Annotated in this window: 18 protein-coding genes; 13 read left to right on the top strand and 5 right to left on the bottom strand. The window is 49.2% G+C overall.

All coding sequences use genetic code 11. The features are described 5' to 3' along the window. Positions 1-61: 61 nt before the first annotated feature. Together DW800_RS01305 and DW800_RS01310 are read right to left on the bottom strand one after the other, a co-directional pair. Positions 62-1,312, bottom strand: coding sequence for a glycoside hydrolase family 5 protein (locus DW800_RS01305; RefSeq protein ID WP_009037434.1), 1,251 nt, complete (start codon positions 1,310-1,312; stop codon positions 62-64). A gap of 205 nt (positions 1,313-1,517) precedes the next feature. Next, on the bottom strand, positions 1,518-3,110 hold the full coding sequence (locus tag DW800_RS01310; RefSeq protein ID WP_227224156.1) for a DUF6377 domain-containing protein: 1,593 nt from the start codon (positions 3,108-3,110) through the stop codon (positions 1,518-1,520). Between the two features lie 106 nt (positions 3,111-3,216). Between DW800_RS01310 and DW800_RS01315 the strand changes: the two genes are divergently transcribed. From DW800_RS01315 to DW800_RS01325, 3 genes are all read left to right on the top strand, one after another. Continuing rightward, the gene (locus DW800_RS01315) at positions 3,217-4,401 is read left to right on the top strand and encodes a DUF5009 domain-containing protein (protein ID WP_057281865.1); all 1,185 of its coding nucleotides are present in this window, start codon (positions 3,217-3,219) and stop codon (positions 4,399-4,401) included. Next, complete coding sequence (locus DW800_RS01320) at positions 4,401-4,988, top strand: epoxyqueuosine reductase QueH (RefSeq protein ID WP_008662117.1); 588 nt, start codon at positions 4,401-4,403, stop codon at positions 4,986-4,988. The genes DW800_RS01315 and DW800_RS01320 overlap by 1 nt, the downstream gene beginning before the upstream one ends. Positions 4,989-5,077: 89 nt before the next feature. Beyond that, a complete protein-coding gene (locus tag DW800_RS01325; RefSeq protein ID WP_008662118.1) occupies positions 5,078-5,983 on the top strand; it encodes an alkaline phosphatase in 906 nt (301 codons plus the stop codon). Between the two features lie 9 nt (positions 5,984-5,992). Here DW800_RS01325 and DW800_RS01330 read toward each other — a convergent pair whose 3' ends face one another. Continuing rightward, positions 5,993-7,240, bottom strand: coding sequence for a M16 family metallopeptidase (locus DW800_RS01330; protein WP_117703739.1), 1,248 nt, complete (start codon positions 7,238-7,240; stop codon positions 5,993-5,995). A 123-nt stretch (positions 7,241-7,363) separates the two neighbouring features. Between DW800_RS01330 and DW800_RS01335 the strand changes: the two genes are divergently transcribed. The 7 genes from DW800_RS01335 to DW800_RS01365 all read left to right on the top strand — a co-directional run bounded on the left by DW800_RS01335 (position 7,364) and on the right by DW800_RS01365 (position 15,011). Next, on the top strand, positions 7,364-7,969 hold the full coding sequence (locus DW800_RS01335; protein WP_005826081.1) for an SIS domain-containing protein: 606 nt from the start codon (positions 7,364-7,366) through the stop codon (positions 7,967-7,969). Next, a complete protein-coding gene (locus tag DW800_RS01340) occupies positions 7,957-8,886 on the top strand; it encodes a carbohydrate kinase family protein (RefSeq protein WP_117703740.1) in 930 nt (309 codons plus the stop codon). Before DW800_RS01335 ends, DW800_RS01340 begins: the two co-directional genes overlap by 13 nt. A gap of 163 nt (positions 8,887-9,049) precedes the next feature. Next, positions 9,050-10,432 (top strand): hypothetical protein, encoded by a 1,383-nt coding sequence (locus DW800_RS01345; protein WP_119957706.1) that lies wholly within the window; start codon positions 9,050-9,052, stop codon positions 10,430-10,432. Continuing rightward, positions 10,429-11,043, top strand: a complete 615-nt coding sequence (locus DW800_RS01350) for a DUF5043 domain-containing protein (protein WP_005826095.1) — start codon at positions 10,429-10,431, stop codon at positions 11,041-11,043. The genes DW800_RS01345 and DW800_RS01350 overlap by 4 nt, the downstream gene beginning before the upstream one ends. Before the next feature lie 36 nt (positions 11,044-11,079). After that, positions 11,080-11,697 (top strand): DUF5043 domain-containing protein, encoded by a 618-nt coding sequence (locus DW800_RS01355; RefSeq protein ID WP_005826097.1) that lies wholly within the window; start codon positions 11,080-11,082, stop codon positions 11,695-11,697. A 149-nt stretch (positions 11,698-11,846) separates the two neighbouring features. Further along, positions 11,847-12,911 carry a tyrosine-protein phosphatase gene (locus DW800_RS01360; protein WP_117959176.1) on the top strand — a complete coding sequence of 355 codons (1,065 nt, stop codon included), beginning with the start codon at positions 11,847-11,849 and terminating at the stop codon, positions 12,909-12,911. 144 nt (positions 12,912-13,055) lie between these two features. Further along, positions 13,056-15,011 carry a DEAD/DEAH box helicase gene (locus DW800_RS01365; protein WP_022401898.1) on the top strand — a complete coding sequence of 652 codons (1,956 nt, stop codon included), beginning with the start codon at positions 13,056-13,058 and terminating at the stop codon, positions 15,009-15,011. A gap of 89 nt (positions 15,012-15,100) precedes the next feature. Here the strand turns inward: DW800_RS01365 and DW800_RS01370 are convergent, their stop codons facing one another. Next, positions 15,101-15,589: a Dps family protein gene (locus DW800_RS01370; RefSeq protein WP_005826103.1), complete on the bottom strand. Its 489-nt coding sequence runs from the start codon at positions 15,587-15,589 to the stop codon at positions 15,101-15,103. Positions 15,590-15,729: 140 nt separating this feature from the next. Here DW800_RS01370 and DW800_RS01375 point away from each other — a divergent pair, with 140 nt between their 5' ends. The 3 genes from DW800_RS01375 to ahpF all read left to right on the top strand — a co-directional run bounded on the left by DW800_RS01375 (position 15,730) and on the right by ahpF (position 19,191). Beyond that, positions 15,730-16,656, top strand: a complete 927-nt coding sequence (locus DW800_RS01375; protein WP_022401899.1) for a hydrogen peroxide-inducible genes activator — start codon at positions 15,730-15,732, stop codon at positions 16,654-16,656. Positions 16,657-16,851: 195 nt separating this feature from the next. Beyond that, a complete protein-coding gene (ahpC, locus tag DW800_RS01380; protein ID WP_005826106.1) occupies positions 16,852-17,418 on the top strand; it encodes an alkyl hydroperoxide reductase subunit C in 567 nt (188 codons plus the stop codon). 213 nt (positions 17,419-17,631) lie between these two features. Next, positions 17,632-19,191 carry an alkyl hydroperoxide reductase subunit F gene (ahpF, locus tag DW800_RS01385; RefSeq protein ID WP_119957707.1) on the top strand — a complete coding sequence of 520 codons (1,560 nt, stop codon included), beginning with the start codon at positions 17,632-17,634 and terminating at the stop codon, positions 19,189-19,191. Between the two features lie 38 nt (positions 19,192-19,229). Here the strand turns inward: ahpF and DW800_RS01390 are convergent, their stop codons facing one another. Beyond that, positions 19,230-21,368, bottom strand: a complete 2,139-nt coding sequence (locus DW800_RS01390; RefSeq protein WP_119957708.1) for a S46 family peptidase — start codon at positions 21,366-21,368, stop codon at positions 19,230-19,232. Between the last annotated feature and the right edge of the window lie 15 nt (positions 21,369-21,383).

Raw genomic sequence — 21,383 nt, forward strand, 5'->3', positions numbered from 1 at the left:
AAGTCCCGGCATCTCATCCTCTGGGACTTGATACGTACTGTTTGCAGCGAGGCAGCACCCGCTACTTCATTCCCAATGACCGGATATAACCCTCCTGAACCACACAATTCTTCAGTTTGCATGCCTCGATAAAGTCCATCATCGCCTTGCGGGACATGGCCTGCGCGGGACGTGCCTCACGGATTTCCTTGTACGTGGCACGCGGTGCTTCGGAGAAATACACGATGTTTGCCCAGTTCTCCGGCGGAGTGATGCCGACGAAAGAAGAACCGTCCATCTTCTTGTAGGGCCAGAAGGTATAGCCGATGTTGTTCTCGCGCATCGTCTGGCAGAAAGCGGCCTGCCATTCGTCCGTATTGTGGCCTATCTCACCCATGTACATGGGCAGGTTCACACTGTCGCGGAAGTTGATAATCGTCTGGATGGCAGCTTGGGTAGGTTCGCCTCCGTAACGGTGGCAAGTGTACATTATCTTGTCGTCGAACTTGGAGTCCTTGAAAGGCTTGAAATTACCGTTCCATTGCGCACCGCCCAGCAGAATGATGTGGTTGCTGTCCACCTCGCGGATGGCGGCTACACCTTTCTTATATACATCTTCCAGCTTGCCGTTGAGTTCCTCCATGTTCTCGAAGTAAGGGGCAATGGGCTCGTTGAAGAGTTCGTAACCGAGGATGACCGGTTCGTTCTTGTAGCGGTCGGCTATCCGGCGCCAAATGTCACAGTAGAGTTGCTGGCTGACTTCGCTGTCGAACAGCCAGGGATAGCCGTAGCTGTCGTCGATATTGTCGCCCGTCTGTCCGCCGGGAGCGTCGTGCATGTCGAGGATGAGGTACAAGTCCGATTCGCGGCACCACTCTACCAGGCTGTCCACGCGGGCAAAGCCGTCTTGGTCGGCAGTCAGCCCCATATAGTCCTCGTCGGTAAACAGCTTGTAGTGGAAAGGCAGGCGGATGGTGTTGGCACCCTGCTCCTTGATGAAGCGGATGTCCTCGCGCGTTACATAATTGTCCTTGAATGCTTTCCAGAAGTCGGCCGTAAAGTCCGGTCCCACCAACTGGCAGAACATCTCATTGATGAAACGGCCGGAATTGGTCTTGTTGAACTTGAACATGTATCCTTCCGGATTCAGCCAGTTGCCCAGGTTGGTACCCATGATGAAGAGTTTGGTACCGTCGGGCTTTATCAAGTCCTGACCCTGAATGGTTACGAATGCATCCGAAGTTACTTCTTTTGTCGCTTGTTTCTCACCGCATCCCGCAAGGCCCAAAGACAGCAAGGCGATGGAAATGCTTGTCGCTAATAAATGTTTCATGGCAATAATTTTGGTTATAGTATTAGTTGCGATATTCGCTTTTGCTTCCCCAAAGTTAGGAAAGATAAGAACACCTCGTACCGGCGAATCGGGAATAGGTGGAAGGAGTGAAGAAGCATGAACAAACAAACAACTAATAATCAGAAATATAATCAGAAGAAGAGAAAGGCAGAAAGTGGATTCAAAAAGCCAGTTTGACGTATTGTCAGCGTATCTGCATCAGCCGCATCTCGAAGTCCTCGCGCGAAATGCGGGCCTTGTTCTTCACCTTGGCACGGTAATTATAGATGGTGTTTACGGAATAACGGAGGAATTCTGCAATCTGCGAACTGTCGTCGATGCCCAGACGAATCAGGGCGAAAATGCGGAGTTCCGTATTCAGCAACTCGCCTTTACGGAGCACGATGCGTTCTTCGGGCTGCAGCAAGTCATTGAATTCATCGACAAAATCGGGGAAAAGGTGCAGGAAGGCAGTATCAAAGTTATCATAGAGTTCCTTCAGTCCGGCGTCCAGCACCTCGCGGGAACGCACCATCTTCAGCAGCTCTTCCATCTGCCCGGCAGAGATTTTCTTGTTGACCATCCGCCGGTAGGTATCCAGCCGGTTGATATAAACGGAGCAGAGATTCATGAAACGGCCCACATACTCCTCCTTGATGTTGTTTGAGAGTTGCAGTTGCTCGTTGGCATGCTCCAGCTTGTTCCGTGCGGCAGAGAGTCGCTGCATCTGCCGGTAGATAAAGCCCACTGCCACCACCAACAGCACAATCAAAGCGCTGATGAGCCAGAGGTACAGCCGGAGCCGGTCATTCTGCTTCTCACGCATGGCCTGATAAGTGAGGTCTATCAGTGAAAGGATGCCGGCAGTCTGGAGGCTGCGGCTACGGGCGTTGTATCGGTTGGTTTCGTCCCACGAGAAACGGATGTAACGGTAGGCATGCTCCATATCCCCTTCCTCATAAAGAAGTTCCGCCAGGTTCCAGAGTGAGGCATGGTCTGTGATGCTCAGGCGAATATCGGTCAGTGCAGACAAAGCCAGATAGCGCTTCTCCTCCTCCCGGTTCCCGAGCCGGCGGTAGAGCAATGAGCGCTGATAGGTCACCAGCGCATATTCGGGAGTATTGGGCTTGGCATGTGCCAGACGCGTATCATTGATGCTCAAGGCTTCGTCCGGATGGCCTGCAGCGGCCTCCCGCGTCTCTCTTCGTTCCAGATAGAGGGGGGATGAAGGCAGAAGTACCTGCATCAAAGAATCGTCATAATGGGTAGCCAAAGCCTGATAATGCTTCTTGAAAGAATCGTCCAGCGTATAGAAACTCAGTTCTGTGTAAAGTTTATGACAGGCATTGTAATAGTCCGGCAGCAGATGGGAGGGAAGGGAGGCTTTGTCCGTCTGCCTCAAGAGTTCGGCGGCTTCCTCGTACATGCCTGCCGAAGCCATCAAGTGGGCAAGCTCCAGCCTTGTTTCGAGTGCTGCATCCTGCCGGCCATAGCGCTCTGCCCAATCCAGATTGACACGAAGATAATGGATGGCCGAATCGCAGATATATGCCTTATACTCCTTATAAATTTCCCCATTCCATCGAAAAAAAGAGATATTGGCGGTATCGGTATCCAACACTTGGCGCTTCAGCCGGGCAATGCGTCCTTCACGCACGGCGACATAGTGCCGGTGCGCCTCGATAGCCTCATCCAAAGAGGACGTCAGCGCAGTAAAAGAGGGCGTGCCGGCAGCCAAAGCCACACTTTGCCATACCACGACGGCAAGAAAACAAAAAATGAACAATCTCCTTTCCATGACCATAAAGTTCATGCAAATATAGCAAGAAATCCTGCAAAGCAGTAGCATCGGAAAGAATAGTTTCCTATATTTGCGTTCAAAACCCCCAAACAAATTATCTATCATGAAAAGCTTAACACTCCAACGGATTGCCGCGGTAGACGTATTCCGCGCACTCACCATGTTCCTCATGCTCTTTGTCAACGACATTCCCGGACTGAAAAACGTGCCCCACTGGCTGATGCATGCCAGGATGGACGAAGACATGATGGGATTCTCCGACACCATCTTCCCTGCTTTCCTTTTCTGCATGGGCATGTCCGTATCCTTTGCCATACAAAACCGGTACAAAAAGGGAGACAACACCCTGCAAGTCGTGGCCCATATCTTCTGGCGGACAGTGGCACTGATTGCCATGGGACTGTTTTCACTGAACAGCGGAGGCATCGAAGGCGGCCTCTCACATCAATGGTTTTCCATCTTGATGGTCATCGGCTTCTTCCTCACCTGGGGGGTATATCCCAAAGCGGAAGGAACGAAAAAGACCCTTTTCACCGCAATGAAAACAGCAGGCGTGCTGCTGCTCGCCTTCCTCGTCATCTACAAGGACATGAATGGGAAACCGTTCCAGATAAGCTGGTGGGGCATCCTCGGACTTATCGGCTGGACGTATGCGGTATGTGCAGGCATCTATCTGTTCACCCGGGAAAGCCTGCGGAAGAATGCCATTGCCTGGTTCGTGGTCGTATTGCTTGCCGTAATCAGCCATTCAGACCTGATACCGGGAGAGTACGGCAGCCGGATTATCCTGCTTCCCTTTATCCCGAGTGACTGGACACTGCATGCCTTCGGTATGTCCGGCGTATTGACCTCCCTGCTCATGCAGCGCTATGCCGACCGGGAACGGCCGGGACGATTCATCGGCATGCTTTGTGCCCTCGGCGTAGGAATGCTTGTCCTTGCCCTCGTCTCACACCCGTTCTGGATTATATCCAAAATACAAGCCACACCGACATGGCTGTTCTATTGCCTCGCCATGTTCTTCCCGCTGTTCGGTTTCTTCTACTGGCTGACGGACGTGAAAGGCAAAACCAACTGGTTCGATATCATCAAACCTGCAGGTACGGCAACGCTGACCTGCTATATTATCCCTTACATCTGGTATGCTGTCCAGCAACTGCTGCATCTGCACTATCCCGAGGCATTGGGAAGCGGTGTACCGGGGCTGCTCAAGTCCCTCATGTTCTCGCTTGTCATTGTGGGGCTGACCGGCCTGCTGGTGAAAGGCAAGATTAAACTGAAAGTATAATGTTGAAAGTTCAGACACCCAACGGTGAAGACAAGGTGCTGCTGCATTCGTGCTGCGCACCTTGCTCCTCTGCCATCATCGAGTGCATGCTGGAAAACGGCATACGCCCCACCGTATTCTACTGCAATCCCAACATCTATCCGCAGGCGGAATATGAGATAAGGAAAGAGGAGGCTATCCGCTTCGTAACCTCCAAAAACCTCGATTTCATCGACGCGGACTACGACTATGCACACTGGCTGCACACTATAAAAGGACTGGAAAACGAGCCGGAACGTGGCAGCCGATGCCTAAAGTGCTTCACACTGCGCCTGACAGAGACAGCCCGCTACGCCTCCGAGCATGGTTTCTCCGTATTCACCACTACCCTCGCCTCTTCGCGCTGGAAAAGCCTGGAGCAAATCAATGAAGCCGGACGCCGTGCCGCCGCGCTCTATCCGGATACCCTCTTCTGGGAACAGAATTGGCGGAAAGGCGGGCTCCAGGAGCGGCGCAACCAACTGCTGAAAGAGTATGACTTCTACAACCAGCAGTATTGCGGCTGTGAATTCAGCATGCAACGGTTGGAAAAGAACGAAACGATATAAAATCGGCCGGATTATGTACGATATCGTACTAAAACTAGGTACGTTTCTCGTAACTTTGTTTCATGTTAACAATAAGAACTAAAGAAAACATGAAGAAACTGACTTTTACATTATTCATCGCCCTAGCAGTGGCATGCCTCTTTTCAGTTCCCTGCAATGCCAAGGGAAAAGCAAAACACGTAGTTTTCATCGGTCTTGACGGCTGGGGTAGCTACAGTGTTCCCAAAGCAGACATCCCCCACATCAAGCAACTGATGGCAGACGGTTCTTATACATTAGAAAAACGGACTGTACTTCCCTCCTCCAGCGCCGTCAACTGGGCAAGCATGTTTATGGGGGCAGGTCCTGAATTGCACGGATATACGCAATGGGGCTCCAAGACTCCCGAGCTTCCGTCACGCGTACTGAACCAGCACGGCATATTTCCTACCATCTTCCAGCTGCTACGTGATGCCCGGCCGGAAGCGGAAATAGGCTGCCTGTATGAATGGGACGGTATCAAATACCTTGTAGACACTCTTGCCTTAAGCCACTATGCGCAAGCGCCCGACTACAACAAACATCCCGAAGCCTTATGCGGTATGGCAGAAAAGTATATCAAGGAGAAACAACCGACCCTTCTTGCCATTTGCTTTGACAACCCCGACCATGTAGGCCATCAAGCCGGACACAATACTCCTGAATATTACGCCAAACTGAAAGAACTCGACGGTTATGTGAGCCGCATCATCCAGGCCGTTACAGAGGCAGGCATGCTGAAAGAAACCATCTTCATCGTTACTGCCGACCACGGAGGCATTGAAAAAGGACATGGCGGCAAGACCATGCAGGAAATGCAGACTCCCTTCATCATCTCCGGAAAGAACATTAAGAAAGAAGGCGAATTCCACGAAAGCATGATGCAGTATGACGTTGCCTCCACCATTGCCCACATCTTCGGGCTGAAACAGCCACAAGTATGGATAGGACGTCCTATGTTGCAGGTTTTCAAATAAAAAAAGCGGTCAGCGATAAATGAGCGTCGAAAGATAGTCCTCGGCAAACATCTCGTTCGCCACCTCTAACAGAGCTTCCGAAGTGAGCTGTTCAATGCGATGGAACACGGCTTCGGAAGTTTCGCATTTATTATAATGCAGGAAAGTCTTTCCCATACCCAGCGCATTGTTCTCATTATTATCCGAAGCTACACCGATTTGCCCGATAAGCTGCTTCTTGGCGGCCGCAAGCTGCGAGGAAGTCATCCGGACATCACGCAAGCGTTTCAATTCCTTATATACCAGGCGGGTGCAGTAGTCCAAATCTGCAGGGTCGCAACCGAAGTAGATGCAGAAAGTTCCCGTATCGGTATAGGAAGTCAAGTTGGATTCTACGTTATAGACCAGCCCACGACGTTCACGGAGAGAGACGTTCAAGCGGCTATTCATGCCCGGGCCACCCAAGACATTGTTCAGCAGGTAAAGTGCGGTGCGCTTGTCATCGTATGCATTATATCCCCGGCTGCCAATCATGACATGTGCCTGGTGAGTATCCTTATGCACTACAAGATGCTCGGGTACATAGAGGGGCGGCAGAGTACGACCATAATGCACCGGTGTTGCCGGTATATCCGCCAGAAATTTTTTTGCCATAAGCACAACTTTCTTGAAACTCAGATTGCCCAGAACAAAGAAAACCATATTGTTGGGATGGTAGAAGCGGGCAGTGAATGCGGCAGCATCCTCACTGCGAAACTGCTTTAACTGCTCGGGATTGCCAAGAATGTTGCGTCCCAGGGGATGCCCCCTGAATATCAAGTCCTCAAAATCATCGAAGATTAGCTCGGAAGGATTATCTTCGTAGGACTGTATCTCGTCGATAATCACCTCTGTCTCCTTCTCTATCTCGCGTTGCGGAAAGGTGGAGTGGAATACAATATCCACCAGAAGTTCGAAGGCACGGCCGAAATGCTCGGTCAGGAAAGCAGAGTAAATCACCGTCTCTTCCTTGTTGGTGTAAGCGTTGAGGTCGCCGCCCACATTCTCCATGCGGTTCAGAATGTGCCATGCCTTGCGCTTGGCGGTACCTTTAAATATAAGGTGCTCCACAAAATGCGCCATACCCTGCTCGTTTTCAAGCTCGTCGCGCGTACCCGCATCTACGGCAAAACCACAATAAGCCACTTTGGAGGCTGAGGGTTCGTGAATGATGCGCATGCCATTGGGCAGGGTATATTGATTGAAAGTTGGCAGTAAATTTTCTTTTAAGTTCTTCATTCTGACGTTTCAAGCTATTTGAGGCGACAAAAATACAATAAAACTTATTGCCGTTTATAGAAAATTGCAGATATTTGCAATTGCTATAATTTTAAGCACATTAATCAAATTAGCACATTAAGTATGATTGCATCCATTCAAGAGCTTTTGCAGAAAGAGGCACAAGCCGTACTGAACATTCCAGTGACGGACGCTTATGAAAGAGCTGTAGAACTCATCGTAGAACAAGTGCACCGCAAAAAAGGGAAACTGGTAACTTCGGGTATGGGCAAGGCCGGACAAATAGCCATGAACATCGCCACTACCTTCTGCTCCACCGGCATTCCTTCCGTTTTCCTGCACCCCAGCGAAGCACAGCATGGTGACCTCGGCATTCTTCAGGAGAACGACTTGTTGCTACTTATCTCCAATTCGGGCAAAACTCGCGAAATCGTGGAGCTGACACAGCTGGCACATAACCTGAACCCGGGACTGAAGTTCATCGTCATCACCGGAAACCCCGACAGCCCCCTGGCACACGAATCCAACGTATGCCTCAGCACCGGGAAACCGCAAGAAGTATGTGTACTGGGCATGACACCCACGACTTCGACCACCGCCATGACCGTCATCGGCGACATCCTGGTGGTACAGACCATGAAAGAAACAGGATTCACCATTGAAGACTACTCCAAGCGCCATCACGGTGGTTACCTCGGAGAAAAATCAAGATCGCTATGCGTAAAGTAATAGGCATCGGAGAAACCATACTGGACATCATATTCCGTGGCGAACAGCCCACAGCAGCCGTTCCGGGCGGTTCGGTATTCAACGGCATCGTTTCACTGGGACGTATCGGTGTTCCCATCTGCTTTATCAGTGAAACGGGCAACGACCACGTGGGCAATATCATCCTCAACTTCATGCGCGAGAACAATATTCCCACAGACCATGTCAATGTGTTCCCCGACGGGAAGTCCCCCGTATCACTCGCTTTCCTGAACAACCGGAGCGATGCGGAATACATCTTCTACAAAGATTATCCCAAGCAGCGCCTGGACGTGGAATATCCGCAGATTCAGGAAGACGACATCGTAATCATAGGGTCGTACTATGCCCTGAATCCGGTACTGCGCGACAAAGTGGTGGAGCTACTGGAACGCGCACACGACATGCATGCCATCATCTACTACGATCCCAATTTCCGTTCGTCCCATAAAGAGGAGGCCATCAAGCTGGCTCCCACCATCATCGAGAATCTGGAATACGCCAACATTGTACGCGGCTCGCAAGAGGATTTCTTCTATATGTGGGACCTGCAGGAGGCCGACAAGATATACAAAGACAAGGTGAAATTCTACTGCCGCAACTTCCTCTGCACGGCAGGCGCGGAGCAGGTGTCATTGCGCACCGGCACGATTTCCAAGGAATATTCCATCCCCCCACTGGAGGCGGTCAGCACCATCGGTGCAGGAGACAACTTCAACGCAGGCATCATCTTCGGGCTGCTGAAACATAATGTACGCTACGAGGACCTCGATACCATGGACGAGGCTACTTGGGACCAAGTTATCCAATACGGCATTGAGTTTGCCGCCGAGGTATGCAAGAGTTTCAACAACTCCGTTTCAAAGGAATTTGCAGAAGCACGAAAATACCAGCCATAGACACCCTTACAAAAGGGTGTTCACCACAGATTACATGGCCTGAAAATCCATGCAATCTGTGGTAGAACAGCTTCCGGATTAACAAAATTCTCCCGCTTTTCCTTTCATTTCTGCTTTTTTTTTGCTTTATTTGTCTATCCTTTATACCTTAAGCATTCGCGCTATGAATACAAAAGGAAGCAGACAGCACTCTCCAACCCCTCCTAAGCAGAAATGGCAAAACATCTGCCTTGCCTTGTGCATTCTTTTAGGAATACTCGCCTCTTGCGAAACAGAAGAATCCTTCTATCAACCCCGATTCCCGGCAAACGATGTCCCGTTGACCCGGCAAGCGTTATTCAAGCCGGAAAACTTCTTTGCCTACACCGACTCTACCCTAAAAGCCGTGATTTCCGCACTACGCAGAGTGGAAGAAGAAAAGCATTTCACCGCTTCTTTCCTGTTGAAATACGGCATTCCTCTCTGGAACTTCACCTATAAATTGACTGGAGAAGAGACCTGTATCTTCGTTCCCCTCTACCGCCTTGACAAGCCACACTGCATCGATGCCATCTGGCTGTTGCACATCAAAGACGGATGGATGAAGTTTTTTCCATTGAAGCGTGATGACGAACTCATAAGAGAAAGCGACCAAGTGTTCATATTCGACTTGTTAAGCTATCTAGTATTTGGCGAAGAGAATGCGCAAGGACTCACATTCAAGCCTCATGCCCAGACCCGTTCGGTAATAACCGTCACCCAATGCTGGGATGTATATACCGGACCTAAAGACCAGCTGGAATACAGCTATACCAACTGCGTTAGTCATTCCTATTGGGTGGATGATGCCTTTATAAATAATAGCAACTGGAACAGTGGTGGAGGAGGAAGTGGCGATGTGTGGATTGGAGGAGGAAGTTCTGGAGGTTCCGGCTCTTCACCGGGTACTCCGGCAGGAAATATATTCAAGAAAGAAGCCGACCAAGACTCGCTTTTATGGGTAATCACCGAAAACATGACAGCCCGAATCATGGAAGACTGTTTGGGAGGAGACCTATACAGTCAACTGAAAGAGAAAGTCAAAAACAACAAAATCAATCTGGAATTCGATTTCGGCAAAGGGTATTCCTACAATTGGGAAGAGCATACCTTGCACATCGGATTGGAAGAATTGGAAGCAAACAACCTTCTGCATGAAATGTTCCATGTTTTCCAAACCACACAAGAGCCTATATCATCGTTCAAAAGTTCTATGATGAACAGAGAGATAGAAGCGCACTATGCGCAATACCTGTTCTTACAAAGGAGAGCGGAGTGGACGGACAAAAAACAAGATAAATATGCAAAAAGCCAACGCCTAAGAGCAACAACTTCATTGACTAAATATGTAAATCAGCAAGGTCATGTTACAACTTCATTCTTGGATATCTTTGAAACCTATATATCTAATAATGTCGTTAATGCTTTCCGTCAGGAAGGATACGACAATTATCCATTTAAAGAGTATTCGGATATCACCAATATTTTTCCCAACATAAAATTAACAACTAAAAATTGTGACGAATGAAAAGACTATTGCTTATTACACTGCTTATAGGATACATCTACCCTTGTGTAGCACAGGACAAACCTATCAGAACAGAAGAATCACTTGAAGGAACAGTCATTTATAAAAAGACCACCACTTTCGAGGTAGATGGTTATACGTACCAATGCGACGTAGATGACGGTAGCCAGTTTGTGACTCTTTATAACAAAGAAAACAAACTGACATACGAAAAGATTGTGTATAAAGACACGGGGAAGACATATATTGGCAGCTGGAGTAGCAATGTAATTGAATATGACAGATTCATGAGTCAGCAAGCAGATTTCATAGTAGACCAAGCATTCACCAAAGCCATGGCAGATGAAATTGGGAAAACGGAACTTATGATAACCATGTTGCTCAGTCCAAATACGGGAGAAGTAATGGAAGTGAATTTCAATTTTTTCACCTTTGAGCCATACGCCAAAGTGCCACTACATGTATATAGGGAAATCGAAGTAAAACTGAAAGAACAAATTCATTTTAAACCCATAGAGGAAGGAAAACAACTCAACTACATTATGCTGGCATGGATGCAAAAGCCCCAAGGGAAACTCCCCCCATTACCTCCTCCCGGTTCGCTAATGTAAGCAACATACAAAATTAACAACTAAAAATTGTGACGAATGAAAAGACTATTGCTTATTACACTGCTTATAGGATACATCTACCCTTGTGTAGCACAGGATAAACCTATCAGAACAGAAGAATCGCTTGAAGGAACAGTCATTTATAAAAAAACCACCACTTTCGAGGTAGATGGTTATACGTATCAATGTGACGTAGATGACGGTAGCCAGTTTGTGACTCTTTATAACAAAGAGAACAAGTTGACATACAAAGATATTGTATATAAAGCCACAGGAAAAATATACATCGGTAGCTGGAATGAAAAAAAAGTAATTGAATACAATAGCTCCATGAGTAAACAAGCAGACTTCATTGTGGACGAAGCTTTTACCAAAGCCATGGCAGATGAACTCGGAAAGCGTGAGTTCACAATAACCATGCTACTCAGTCCGGATACGGGGAAAGTAATGGAAGTGAATTTCAATTTCACGACCTTTAGCCCATACGCCAGAGTACCACTGCATGTATATAGGGAAATCGAAGTAAAACTGAAAGAACAAATACACTTTAAACCCGGAGAAGTGGGAAAACAACTCAATTACATCATGCTGTCATGGAGACAAAAGCCCCAAGGGAAACTCCCCCCATTACCACCTCCCGGTTCGCTGATGTAACATTGTAAACCAACCTGCCTATGCACGAAAGAATCTATAGCAGTTTTTTTAAAGTTCAAAAAAGAAATATAAAAGCTTGGCATTGCTGTTACCTTCTGTGGGTAAATTACATATATTTGTGATTAACGACATCAGAGAGGTTACGAATTATGTATAAGAACTTATTGAACTTGCTTGTTTTGGCAGTGCTGCTCCCTTCCTGCAATGGCACTGCCCCTCACATTTCCGTTGTATGCGAAGAAAACAACGTGGGCAACTGCATTGTAAAATGGGAAATGGCCCCTCTCATCAAAGGAAATGTGAAGGTATATGCTTCGACCAATCCCAACCATATCCCCGAAGATGTTCCCGTTGCCGTCGCCAACATCTCCGACCTGAAGATGACTGTCATCACTACCGACCCTACACAACGATACTACTACACACTTGTATTCGCTGACAAATACCGGGTAAAGATTGCCACCCGCAACATCAACATCCCCGGCATACAGAACTTCCGAGACCTGGGAGGCTATTCCTCCTATCCCACCCAAAAGAAAGTGCATTGGGGCATGCTGTACCGCTCTGCCGAAATAGATAAACTGAAACCGTGTTCGCGCAAAGAGCTCAAGAACATAGGCATAAGGACCATCATCGACCTGCGTTCATCTGTCGAAGCGAACAGACAAAGCCCTTTGCAACAGGAATTCAAAGTGATCCATATCCCCATTCCTACCGGCGACATGGAGTATATCCTGAAAGGTGTACAGGAACAGAAAATCAAGAGCGATACTGTCTACCGAATCGTGGAGCAGATGAACCGCGAGCTCATCAGCAACTACACCAAAGAATACCGCCGGATTTTCGATATTCTGCTGGACAAGAACAATTATCCCGTCGTTATCCATTGCTCGTCGGGCAAAGGGCGCACAGGCATCGTATCGGCACTTGTGCTTGCCTCCCTTGGAGTGGACGAAGACATCATCATGGAAGACTACCGCCTCAGCAACGACTACTTCAACATCCCGGCGGCCTCCCGATACGCCTACCAGCTTCCGGCACGCTCGCAAGAGGCCATCACCACCCTCTTCTCGGCACGCGAGGATTTCCTGAATGCCGCCATCGAAGAAATGGAACGAAGGTATGGAGATACCGACACCTACCTGCAAAGAGGCATCGGTCTGACAAAAGAAGAAAGAAAGAGACTGCAAGACATTCTTTTAACGGATAATTGACAATGGATAATGGATAATGAGTAGCCAATAAAAAACGATTTTATCATGTAATTGCATAATTATCAACCATCAATTATCAATTATCCATTGAAAAGCACTATCTTTGCGCCCGAAATATAAAGATAAAGATATACAGAAGATTTAATGAAGACATTTGAAGAGCTCGGTGTGTCGCCGGAGATACGCCGCGCCATCGAAGAAATGGGTTACGAGCAGCCCATGCCGGTACAAGAGGAAGTAATTCCCTACCTTTTAGGAGAAAACAATGATGTAGTAGCACTGGCACAAACAGGAACAGGAAAGACCGCAGCGTTCGGCCTGCCGCTCATACAGAAGATTAACGTCAACAACCGAATTCCCCAATCACTTATTCTCTGCCCCACCCGCGAACTTTGTTTGCAGATAGCAGGCGACTTGAACGATTATTCTAAATATACCGATGGCTTGCGAGTGTTGCCCGTATATGGAGGCTCGTCCATCGAAAGCCAGATACGCGCCCTGAAACGGGGTGTACACATCATCGTAGCCACACCGGGACGACTGCTGGACCTGATGGAACGCAAAACCGTGTCCCTCGCCACCATACAGAACGTGGTTATGGACGAAGCGGACGAAATGCTGAACATGGGATTCACAGACAGCATCAACGCCATTCTCGCCGATGTGCCGCAGGAGCGCAACACCTTGCTGTTCTCCGCTACCATGAGCCCGGAAATCGCACGCATCTCCAAGAAGTACCTGCGCGATGCCAAGGAAATCACCATCGGACGCAAAAATGAAAGCACCAGCAACGTGAAACACGTAGCCTTCTGTGTACATGCCAAAGACAAGTATGCTGCCCTGAAACGTATTGTGGACTACTATCCGCAGATATACGGCATCATCTTCTGCCGTACCCGCAAAGAAACGCAGGAAATAGCTGACAAGTTGATGCAGGAAGGCTATAATGCCGACTCGCTGCACGGCGAACTGAGTCAAGCGCAGCGTGACGCCGTGATGCAGAAGTTCCGCATCCGCAACCTACAACTGCTGGTTGCCACGGACGTTGCCGCACGCGGCCTCGATGTGGACGACCTGACACACGTCATCAACTACGGATTGCCCGATGACACCGAGAGTTATACCCACCGCAGCGGCCGTACGGGACGTGCCGGCAAAACCGGGACTTCCATCGCCATCATCAACCTGCGAGAGAAAGGCAAAATGCGCGAGATTGAGCGCATCATCGGCAAGAAATTCATTGCAGGCGAAATGCCCACCGGCAAACAGATATGCGAAAAGCAACTGCTCAAAGTGATAGACGATCTTGAAAAGGTGAAAGTGAACGAGGAGGAAATCGCCGACTTTATGACCGACATCTACCGCAAGCTGGACTGGCTGAGCAAAGAGGACCTGATTAAACGCATGGTTTCGCATGAATTCAACCGTTTCCTGGATTACTATCGCGGCCGTGACGAGATAGAGACAGCAACCGGTAGTGAGCGTGGTGCAAGAAGTGGCGAGAGGGGCGACCGCAACGACCGTAGAAGCAGCCGCAAAGCAGAACCCGGCTTTACCCGCTTGTTCATCAACCTGGGTAAAATGGACAACTTCTTCCCCAACGAATTAATCAGCCTGCTGAACAACAATACACGTGGACGTGTAGAGCTGGGACGAATTGACCTGATGCAGAAGTTCTCCTTCTTCGAAGTGGAGGAAAAGGAAGCCACCAATGTAGTGAAGGCCCTGAACCGCGCCAGCTGGAACGGCCGTAAAGTATCCGTAGAGGTTGCCGGAGACGAGGGTAAGGAGGCTCCGAGGGGCAAACGTCCGGGTACAGCCGGAAGCTATGGGAAAAAAGAGTTTGACAGCAAGAAGCGCAGCTACAAGGAAGACGGCAAACGGAACGATGCCACCGGCAAACGCAGCGAAAAGGCCGAAAGTCCTGCAAACGACAAGAAGAAAGGCAAGCCCAGCCGCGAAGAGCGGGGTTACACCAAAGCCCGTGGCAAAAAGGATGACTGGAAACAGTTCTTCCAGGGCAACAATGACTTTAAGGATGCAGAGCCCGACTTCAGTGAAGAAGGGTGGGCAAGACGGACACCGAAGAAGAAAAAGTGATATAAACTATAGAAAGATAATAGGGTGATAAAACCGGCAGCATCCGCTACCGTTTTATCACCCTATCCTTTTTCACGACTCTTTATCCTTTATTTCGTGCAGCTTTTCGTACTGAATGCAACGAGCATCCAAACCATTTTCTCCTGCTCTTTCAAGTAGCCGGTCATCAAATCTGCCGTCACGTCATCGCCGGCTTCATTTGCCAGTTCAATTACCTTTCTCTCTTCACCAATCAGGTAGCCGTAAGTCTCGAGGATATGGTCCACAGCCTCACTGCCGCAAGAGATGTCGGACACTTCCTTCACGTTGGCAACCTTCAGGTATTCACTGAACTTATTCTCGGGCACGCCACCCAGCATCAAGATGCGCTCTGCAATCTCGTCAATCTTCTCGGCGGTATCGTCATACATACTCTCGAACTTCTCGTGCAGCACAAAGAAGCCGTGTCCCTTGATGTTCCAGTGCATACCGCGCAGATTGGTGTAATGTACCTGGAAGTCGGCCAATAATTGGTGCAATGCTGATGCTACGCCAGCCACTTTCTTTTCATTCAAATGCAAGTAATCTAAAGTTTTCATAATTCTATTGTTTTAAATATTTATACTATTTTTCTTTTGGGTATTGCAAAGATAAGGGGTAAATCAAGGCTTGTCAAACAGATAATTTCTATCTTTGCATAGACGAAGTCTATACATAACCTTCAAATGCCTTGTTCATCATGACTTTACAACAATTGGAATACATCCTTGCCGTCAACCAGTTCCGCCACTTTGCCAAAGCAGCCGAATATTGCCGCGTGACACAGCCCACCCTCAGTGCCATGATTCAGAAACTGGAAGAGGAACTGGACACCCGGATTTTTGACCGCAGCCAGCAGCCGGTATGCCCCACTCCCGTCGGTATCCACATCATAGAACAAGCACAGAATATATTGGTTCAAGCCAACCGTATAAAGAATATTATAGAAGAAGAAAAACACTCACTGACCGGCATCTTCAAGCTGGGCATACTTCCCACCGTAGCTCCTTACCTCCTGCCCCGTTTCTTTCCGCAGCTGATGAAGAAATACCCCGACCTCGACATCCGGGTAGTCGAAATGAAAACAAACGACATCAAGAAAGCCCTGCAGACGGGAGAAATAGATGCAGGTATCGTAGCGAGTCTGGCAGGTATGGAAGAGTTGCAGCAGACGCCGTTGTTCTATGAACAGTTCTTTGCCTACGTGTCGCGCGAAGACGCCCTCTTCAACAACGAGGTAATCCGTACTTCCGACCTGAACGGCGAACAGCTTTGGCTGCTCGACGAGGGCCATTGCTTCCGTGACCAGCTGGTGCGCTTCTGCCAGATGAAGTCGGCACGTGCCAGCCAGCTTGCCTATCACTTGGGCAGCATGGAGACCTTTATGCGCATGGTAGAAAGCGGCAAAGGCGTGACCTTCATCCCCGAACTGGCCGTTCTGCAACTGGGCGATGCCCAGAAAGAGCTGGTACGTTCCTTCGCCATCCCCTGCCCCACCCGCCAGGTCGTGCTGCTGACCAATAAGAACTTTATCCGCCACACGCTGCTCGAAGTGCTGGTTAAGGAGATAAAACTTTCCGTACCCAAGGAAATGCTCTCACTGAAAGCAACCCAAGCAGTCGTATAGATTTCATCTATCGCTCCATAAAATCTTTCAATCGGATTTTTTGTTCTATCGGGGAAAAATGCTATATTTTTGCAAACAGAAAAAGCGAAGGTCGGTTGCACCTCAGCATCATCAAGCAAACTGGCTTCTACATTCTGTCTGCACAATCTTCGCATTGGTAAAACAAAAAACTAAACCTATTAAAAGAGAAAAATTATGGAACCGATCATCAACTCACAACTCCCTGAATTCAAGGTTCAGGCTTTCCAAAACGGAAGTTTCAAAACAGTATCCCACGAAGACGTAAAAGGTAAATGGGCCATTTTCTTCTTCTATCCGGCAGACTTTACCTTCGTATGCCCTACCGAGCTGGTAGACATCGCAGAGAAATATGACCAATTCCAAGCAATGGGCGTAGAAGTATATTCTGTAAGCACAGACTCGCACTTTGTGCACAAGGCATGGCACGATGCTTCCGAAAGCATCCGCAAGATTAAGTACCCCATGCTTGCCGACCCCACAGGCGTGCTGAGCCGCGCATTCGGCGTGATGATTGAAGAAGAAGGCATGGCATATCGCGGCACATTCCTCGTAAATCCCGAGGGTAAAATCAAGATTGCCGAGATACAGGACAACAACATCGGACGCAATGCCGACGAGCTGCTGCGCAAGGTAGAAGCTGCACAGTTTGTTGCCACACACGATGGAGAAGTCTGCCCTGCCAAGTGGAAGAAAGGAGCGGAAACTTTGAAGCCGAGCATCGACCTTGTAGGAAAGATTTGATAAGTAATAGGAGGAGCGGGCGCTTTCACCATAGAAAGACGTCCGCTTTCCTTTAAGACGTCCGCAGTACTTGTACAGAAGTACTGTAGTACTTTCAAAGGAGTACCGCAGTACTTTCGAAGGAGTATTGGAGTACTTCCTCACAAGTTCTGCAACTACTCTATATCAAACATATTAAAAGACTATTTTCTCACCCCAAACACCCTATTAATCATGTTAGAAACAACTATATTAGACCAGGTGCGGAGCGTATTCCAGCATTTGGAAGCCCGCTACGTCTTTCACATCACCTATCATCCGGGGCACGAGCAGGCACAAGAGCTTATCGGATTCTTGAAGGATGTGGCAAGCTGTTCCGACAAGCTCTCCTGCCGGATGAGTGAGATAGAGAACCCCGTGTTGGAGTTCACATTGCTGAAAGACGATATGGAAACCGGCATCAAGTTCCGCGGCATCCCCGGCGGACACGAGTTCACTTCCCTCCTGCTTGCCGTGCTGAATGCCGATGGAAAGGGGAAAAATCTGCCGGACGAAGCAATTCGTCGCCGCATCCGGGCGTTGCAAGGCGACATCAGCCTGCAAACGTATGTATCGCTTACTTGCACCAACTGTCCGGATGTGGTGCAGGTACTGAACATCATCGCATTGCTGAATCCGCACGTCACCCACGAGATGGTGGACGGGGCGCTTAATCAAGAGGAAGTGGATGCGCTGAAGATACAAGCCGTGCCGTCAGTCTACGCTAATGGCAAGCTGCTTCACGTAGGTCGCGGTTCTTTAGGAGAGCTTTTGCAGAAGCTGGAAGAAGCCTTCGGCAGTGCTCCGCAAGAGGACGAAGCGCCGATAGAGAGAGATTTCGACGTGCTGGTATTGGGCGGCGGACCAGCCGGAGCTTCCGCAGCCATCTACTCTGCACGCAAGGGCCTACGGGTGGCGATTGTTGCCGAGCGCATAGGCGGACAGGTAAAAGAGACGGTAGGCATAGAAAACCTTATCTCCGTGCCGCAGACTACTGGTGCAGAACTTGCCAACGCACTCCGCACACATATAGAGCACTATCCGATAGAGATTTTCGAGGAGCGTAAGATAGAGAAAGTAGAGTTGCAGGGAACGGAGAAAAGTGTCTCCACCGTAGGCGGCGAGATGTTCCATGCACCGGCGGTAATCATTGCCACAGGGGCAAGCTGGCGCAAACTGAATGTGGAGGGCGAAGCGGAATACATAGGACGCGGCGTGGCATTCTGTCCGCATTGCGACGGTCCGTTCTATCAAGGCAAGCATGTGGCGGTTATCGGTGGAGGTAACTCGGGGATTGAAGCTGCCATCGACCTGGCAGGCATCTGCCGGAAGGTAACGGTATTCGAATTTGCCGATACACTGAAAGCCGACCAAGTGCTGCAAGAGAAAGCCCGGAGCCTGCCGAATGTGGAAATCTTCACCTCGTCACAAACCGTCAAAGTCGATGGAAACAGGGAAAAAGTAACTTCTATCCGCATCAAAGACCGCCTTACCGGCGAGGAACGAGACTTCCCGTTAGACGGCATCTTCGTGCAAATCGGTTTGGCAGCCAACAGCGCTCCTTTCCGCGACAAGCTGGAAACGACTCCGGCCGGGGAGATTAAGATTGACGCTTTCTGCCGTACCACACTTCCGGGGGTATATGCGGCAGGGGATGTATCGAATGTTCCCTACAAGCAGATAGCCATTGCCATGGGCGAAGGGGCAAAGGCAGCACTCTCGGCATTCGATGACCGTATCCGTGGAGTGATTTAGAAAATATCACCCATAAAAGTATAGGCAGGGGGCACACGCTAAGGATTGGCAAGCTTCAGTTCCTGAATCAGATTTCCTGCCTTCCCATACTTCTCAATCATAAACAGTATGTAGCGTACATCCACCCCGATGGTGCGCTGCATCTTCGGCTCATAAAGGATGTCGCTGCTCATGGCTTCCCAGTTCCCATCGAAGGCAAGCCCCAGAAGTTCTCCTTTGGCATTGAACATGGCACTGCCGGAATTGCCTCCCGTAATGTCATTATTGGAGATAAAGCAGACATTCATTTCTCCCTTTTCATCGGCATATCTACCGAAATCACCAGAGGAAAGAAGGAATAGCAACTCGGGCTGCACTTCAAAATCCACATCGCCTGCATGGGCTCTGACTTTCTCCAGAATACCTTTCGTGGTGGTATAATAATCATATTCCGCTCCGTCGAAGGGGGCATAACCGCAGACAGTGCCAAAACTCAAACGCATGGTGGAGTTGGCGTCGGGATAGAAGTTACGGGATGCGTACATCCGTCGCACGGCAGAGTTGAACAAACGTTCATTCCGCTCGATTTCACCGGAAGCCTGCTGTACCTGCATATTCATCTCGAATAGCTTCGTGATGAGATCGATGCCCAAATTGATGGCAGGGTCGTTATATATCTGATAGGTGGTGTCCTGCTCCAGGAAACGCTTCAATCCACGGGGGGTGGTCAGCTCCGAGCGGGCATAAAGACTATCCACATAGGTACGCTCGTTACCTCCGTATTCTGTCGCAATCGTCTGGTAGAGCTCGGGCAGATAGGTGGAATCCACTTGGGAGTGGTATTCTTTCAACAGTGCTGTAAACACTTCCTTGTCAATGCCCAAGTCCAGATTGGCATATTTCTCAACGATAGCTTTCAGATTGGCAACCACCGTTTTCTCTTCCCCCTCAAAGTCGAAGTTGAGGATGGACAAAGCAAGCTGCACCAGTTCCGGACCGTTCAGGAAAGATTCGGCAAAGTAAGCTCTGGCACGATAAGCATCACGGCGGCTCTTGTAGTTCAGCTCCAGGTCGGAAAAAAGATGCAGCAGATGTTCCCGCTCCTCCGGTGTCTGCTGTATCCAGCGACGGAGTTCGGTCTCCATGGCACGCTTCTTGTCCAGCACATGCAGTTTCTTGATGGTGCGGTTCACTCCTATGCTGTTCTTCCAATAATTGGAACTTTCGTCGTATTTGGAAGCGTACTTGATGCGGATGCTGTCACGGCTATCCATTTCACGCTTCCAGATGGCCTGCTTCACACCACGGACATCTATCTGAGCCTGGTTGGTGGTGGTCATCATCTCTTCGATGCCAAAAGAGGAAAGATAGCGTTCCGTACTGCCCGGATAGCCCATCGTCATACAGAAGGAACCCTCACGATAGCCGTCCAGAGATATCGGAGCCACGTATTCGGGATGGTAGGGAACATTGTCGGGAGAATAGTCGGCAGGACGGTTGTCTTTGCCGGCATAGATACGGAATACGGCGAAGTCACCCGTATGGCGCGGCCATACCCAGTTGTCAGTGTCCCAGCCGAACTTGCCCACTGAAGAAGGGGGTGCAAATACCAGACGCACATCATTGTAGTCGCGATAAACGGAAAGCCAGAATTCATTGCCTCCATAGTAAGCATCCACAATGCCTATCAGCGTGGAGTCTTTACGAGAAACCTCTTCGCCAATGACCAGCATCACCGAATCTACTACACTTGTACGCTCAGATTCGTTCATATCCGGTTTTACTGCTCCAAGTACCCGACGGGTCACGTCTTGCTGGTGCAAGAGGAAGCGGACGTAAAGTTCCGGATTAGGCAGTTCTTCACTAAGATTACGTGCCACAAAGCCGTCTTTCAGATAGTCGTGCTCCACAGACGAGTGTTGCTGTATGCTGCTGAAGCCGCAGTGATGATTGGTAAACACCAGCCCGTCCCCGGACACCACCACTCCGGAACAAAAGCCTCCGAAGCTGACTACCGCATCCTTCAGAGACGGGCGTTTCGTATTGTATAGCTTGTTGACAGACATCTGCAAGCCCAACTCTTTCATGGTCTGGCGTGTCTGCTTGTTCAGATTTCCCAGCATCCACATCCCTTCATCCGCTTGTCCCGGCAGAGAAAAAAGGAAGCAGACAGCTATCAGTATAAATCTTATTTTCATTCCGTCAATTCTTGT

Source organism: Bacteroides sp. AM32-11AC (assembly GCF_003603515.1).
GTDB lineage: Bacteria > Bacteroidota > Bacteroidia > Bacteroidales > Bacteroidaceae > Bacteroides > Bacteroides uniformis.

Excerpts from the sequence above, each read along its gene's own strand:
- DW800_RS01325 (WP_008662118.1), top strand. The coding sequence starts at position 5,078 with ATGAAGAAACTGACTTTTACATTATTCATCGCCCTAGCAGTGGCATGC.
- DW800_RS01315 (WP_057281865.1), top strand. The coding sequence starts at position 3,217 with ATGAAAAGCTTAACACTCCAACGGATTGCCGCGGTAGACGTATTCCGC.
- DW800_RS01375 (WP_022401899.1), top strand. The coding sequence starts at position 15,730 with ATGACTTTACAACAATTGGAATACATCCTTGCCGTCAACCAGTTCCGC.
- DW800_RS01335 (WP_005826081.1), top strand. The coding sequence starts at position 7,364 with ATGATTGCATCCATTCAAGAGCTTTTGCAGAAAGAGGCACAAGCCGTA.
- DW800_RS01320 (WP_008662117.1), top strand. The coding sequence starts at position 4,401 with ATGTTGAAAGTTCAGACACCCAACGGTGAAGACAAGGTGCTGCTGCAT.
- ahpF (WP_119957707.1), top strand. The coding sequence starts at position 17,632 with ATGTTAGAAACAACTATATTAGACCAGGTGCGGAGCGTATTCCAGCAT.
- DW800_RS01305 (WP_009037434.1), bottom strand. The coding sequence starts at position 1,312 with ATGAAACATTTATTAGCGACAAGCATTTCCATCGCCTTGCTGTCTTTG.
- DW800_RS01330 (WP_117703739.1), bottom strand. The coding sequence starts at position 7,240 with ATGAAGAACTTAAAAGAAAATTTACTGCCAACTTTCAATCAATATACC.
- DW800_RS01310 (WP_227224156.1), bottom strand. The coding sequence starts at position 3,110 with ATGGAAAGGAGATTGTTCATTTTTTGTTTTCTTGCCGTCGTGGTATGG.
- DW800_RS01355 (WP_005826097.1), top strand. The coding sequence starts at position 11,080 with ATGAAAAGACTATTGCTTATTACACTGCTTATAGGATACATCTACCCT.
- DW800_RS01350 (WP_005826095.1), top strand. The coding sequence starts at position 10,429 with ATGAAAAGACTATTGCTTATTACACTGCTTATAGGATACATCTACCCT.
- DW800_RS01345 (WP_119957706.1), top strand. The coding sequence starts at position 9,050 with ATGAATACAAAAGGAAGCAGACAGCACTCTCCAACCCCTCCTAAGCAG.
- DW800_RS01360 (WP_117959176.1), top strand. The coding sequence starts at position 11,847 with ATGTATAAGAACTTATTGAACTTGCTTGTTTTGGCAGTGCTGCTCCCT.
- ahpC (WP_005826106.1), top strand. The coding sequence starts at position 16,852 with ATGGAACCGATCATCAACTCACAACTCCCTGAATTCAAGGTTCAGGCT.
- DW800_RS01365 (WP_022401898.1), top strand. The coding sequence starts at position 13,056 with ATGAAGACATTTGAAGAGCTCGGTGTGTCGCCGGAGATACGCCGCGCC.
- DW800_RS01340 (WP_117703740.1), top strand. The coding sequence starts at position 7,957 with ATGCGTAAAGTAATAGGCATCGGAGAAACCATACTGGACATCATATTC.
- DW800_RS01370 (WP_005826103.1), bottom strand. The coding sequence starts at position 15,589 with ATGAAAACTTTAGATTACTTGCATTTGAATGAAAAGAAAGTGGCTGGC.
- DW800_RS01390 (WP_119957708.1), bottom strand. The coding sequence starts at position 21,368 with ATGAAAATAAGATTTATACTGATAGCTGTCTGCTTCCTTTTTTCTCTG.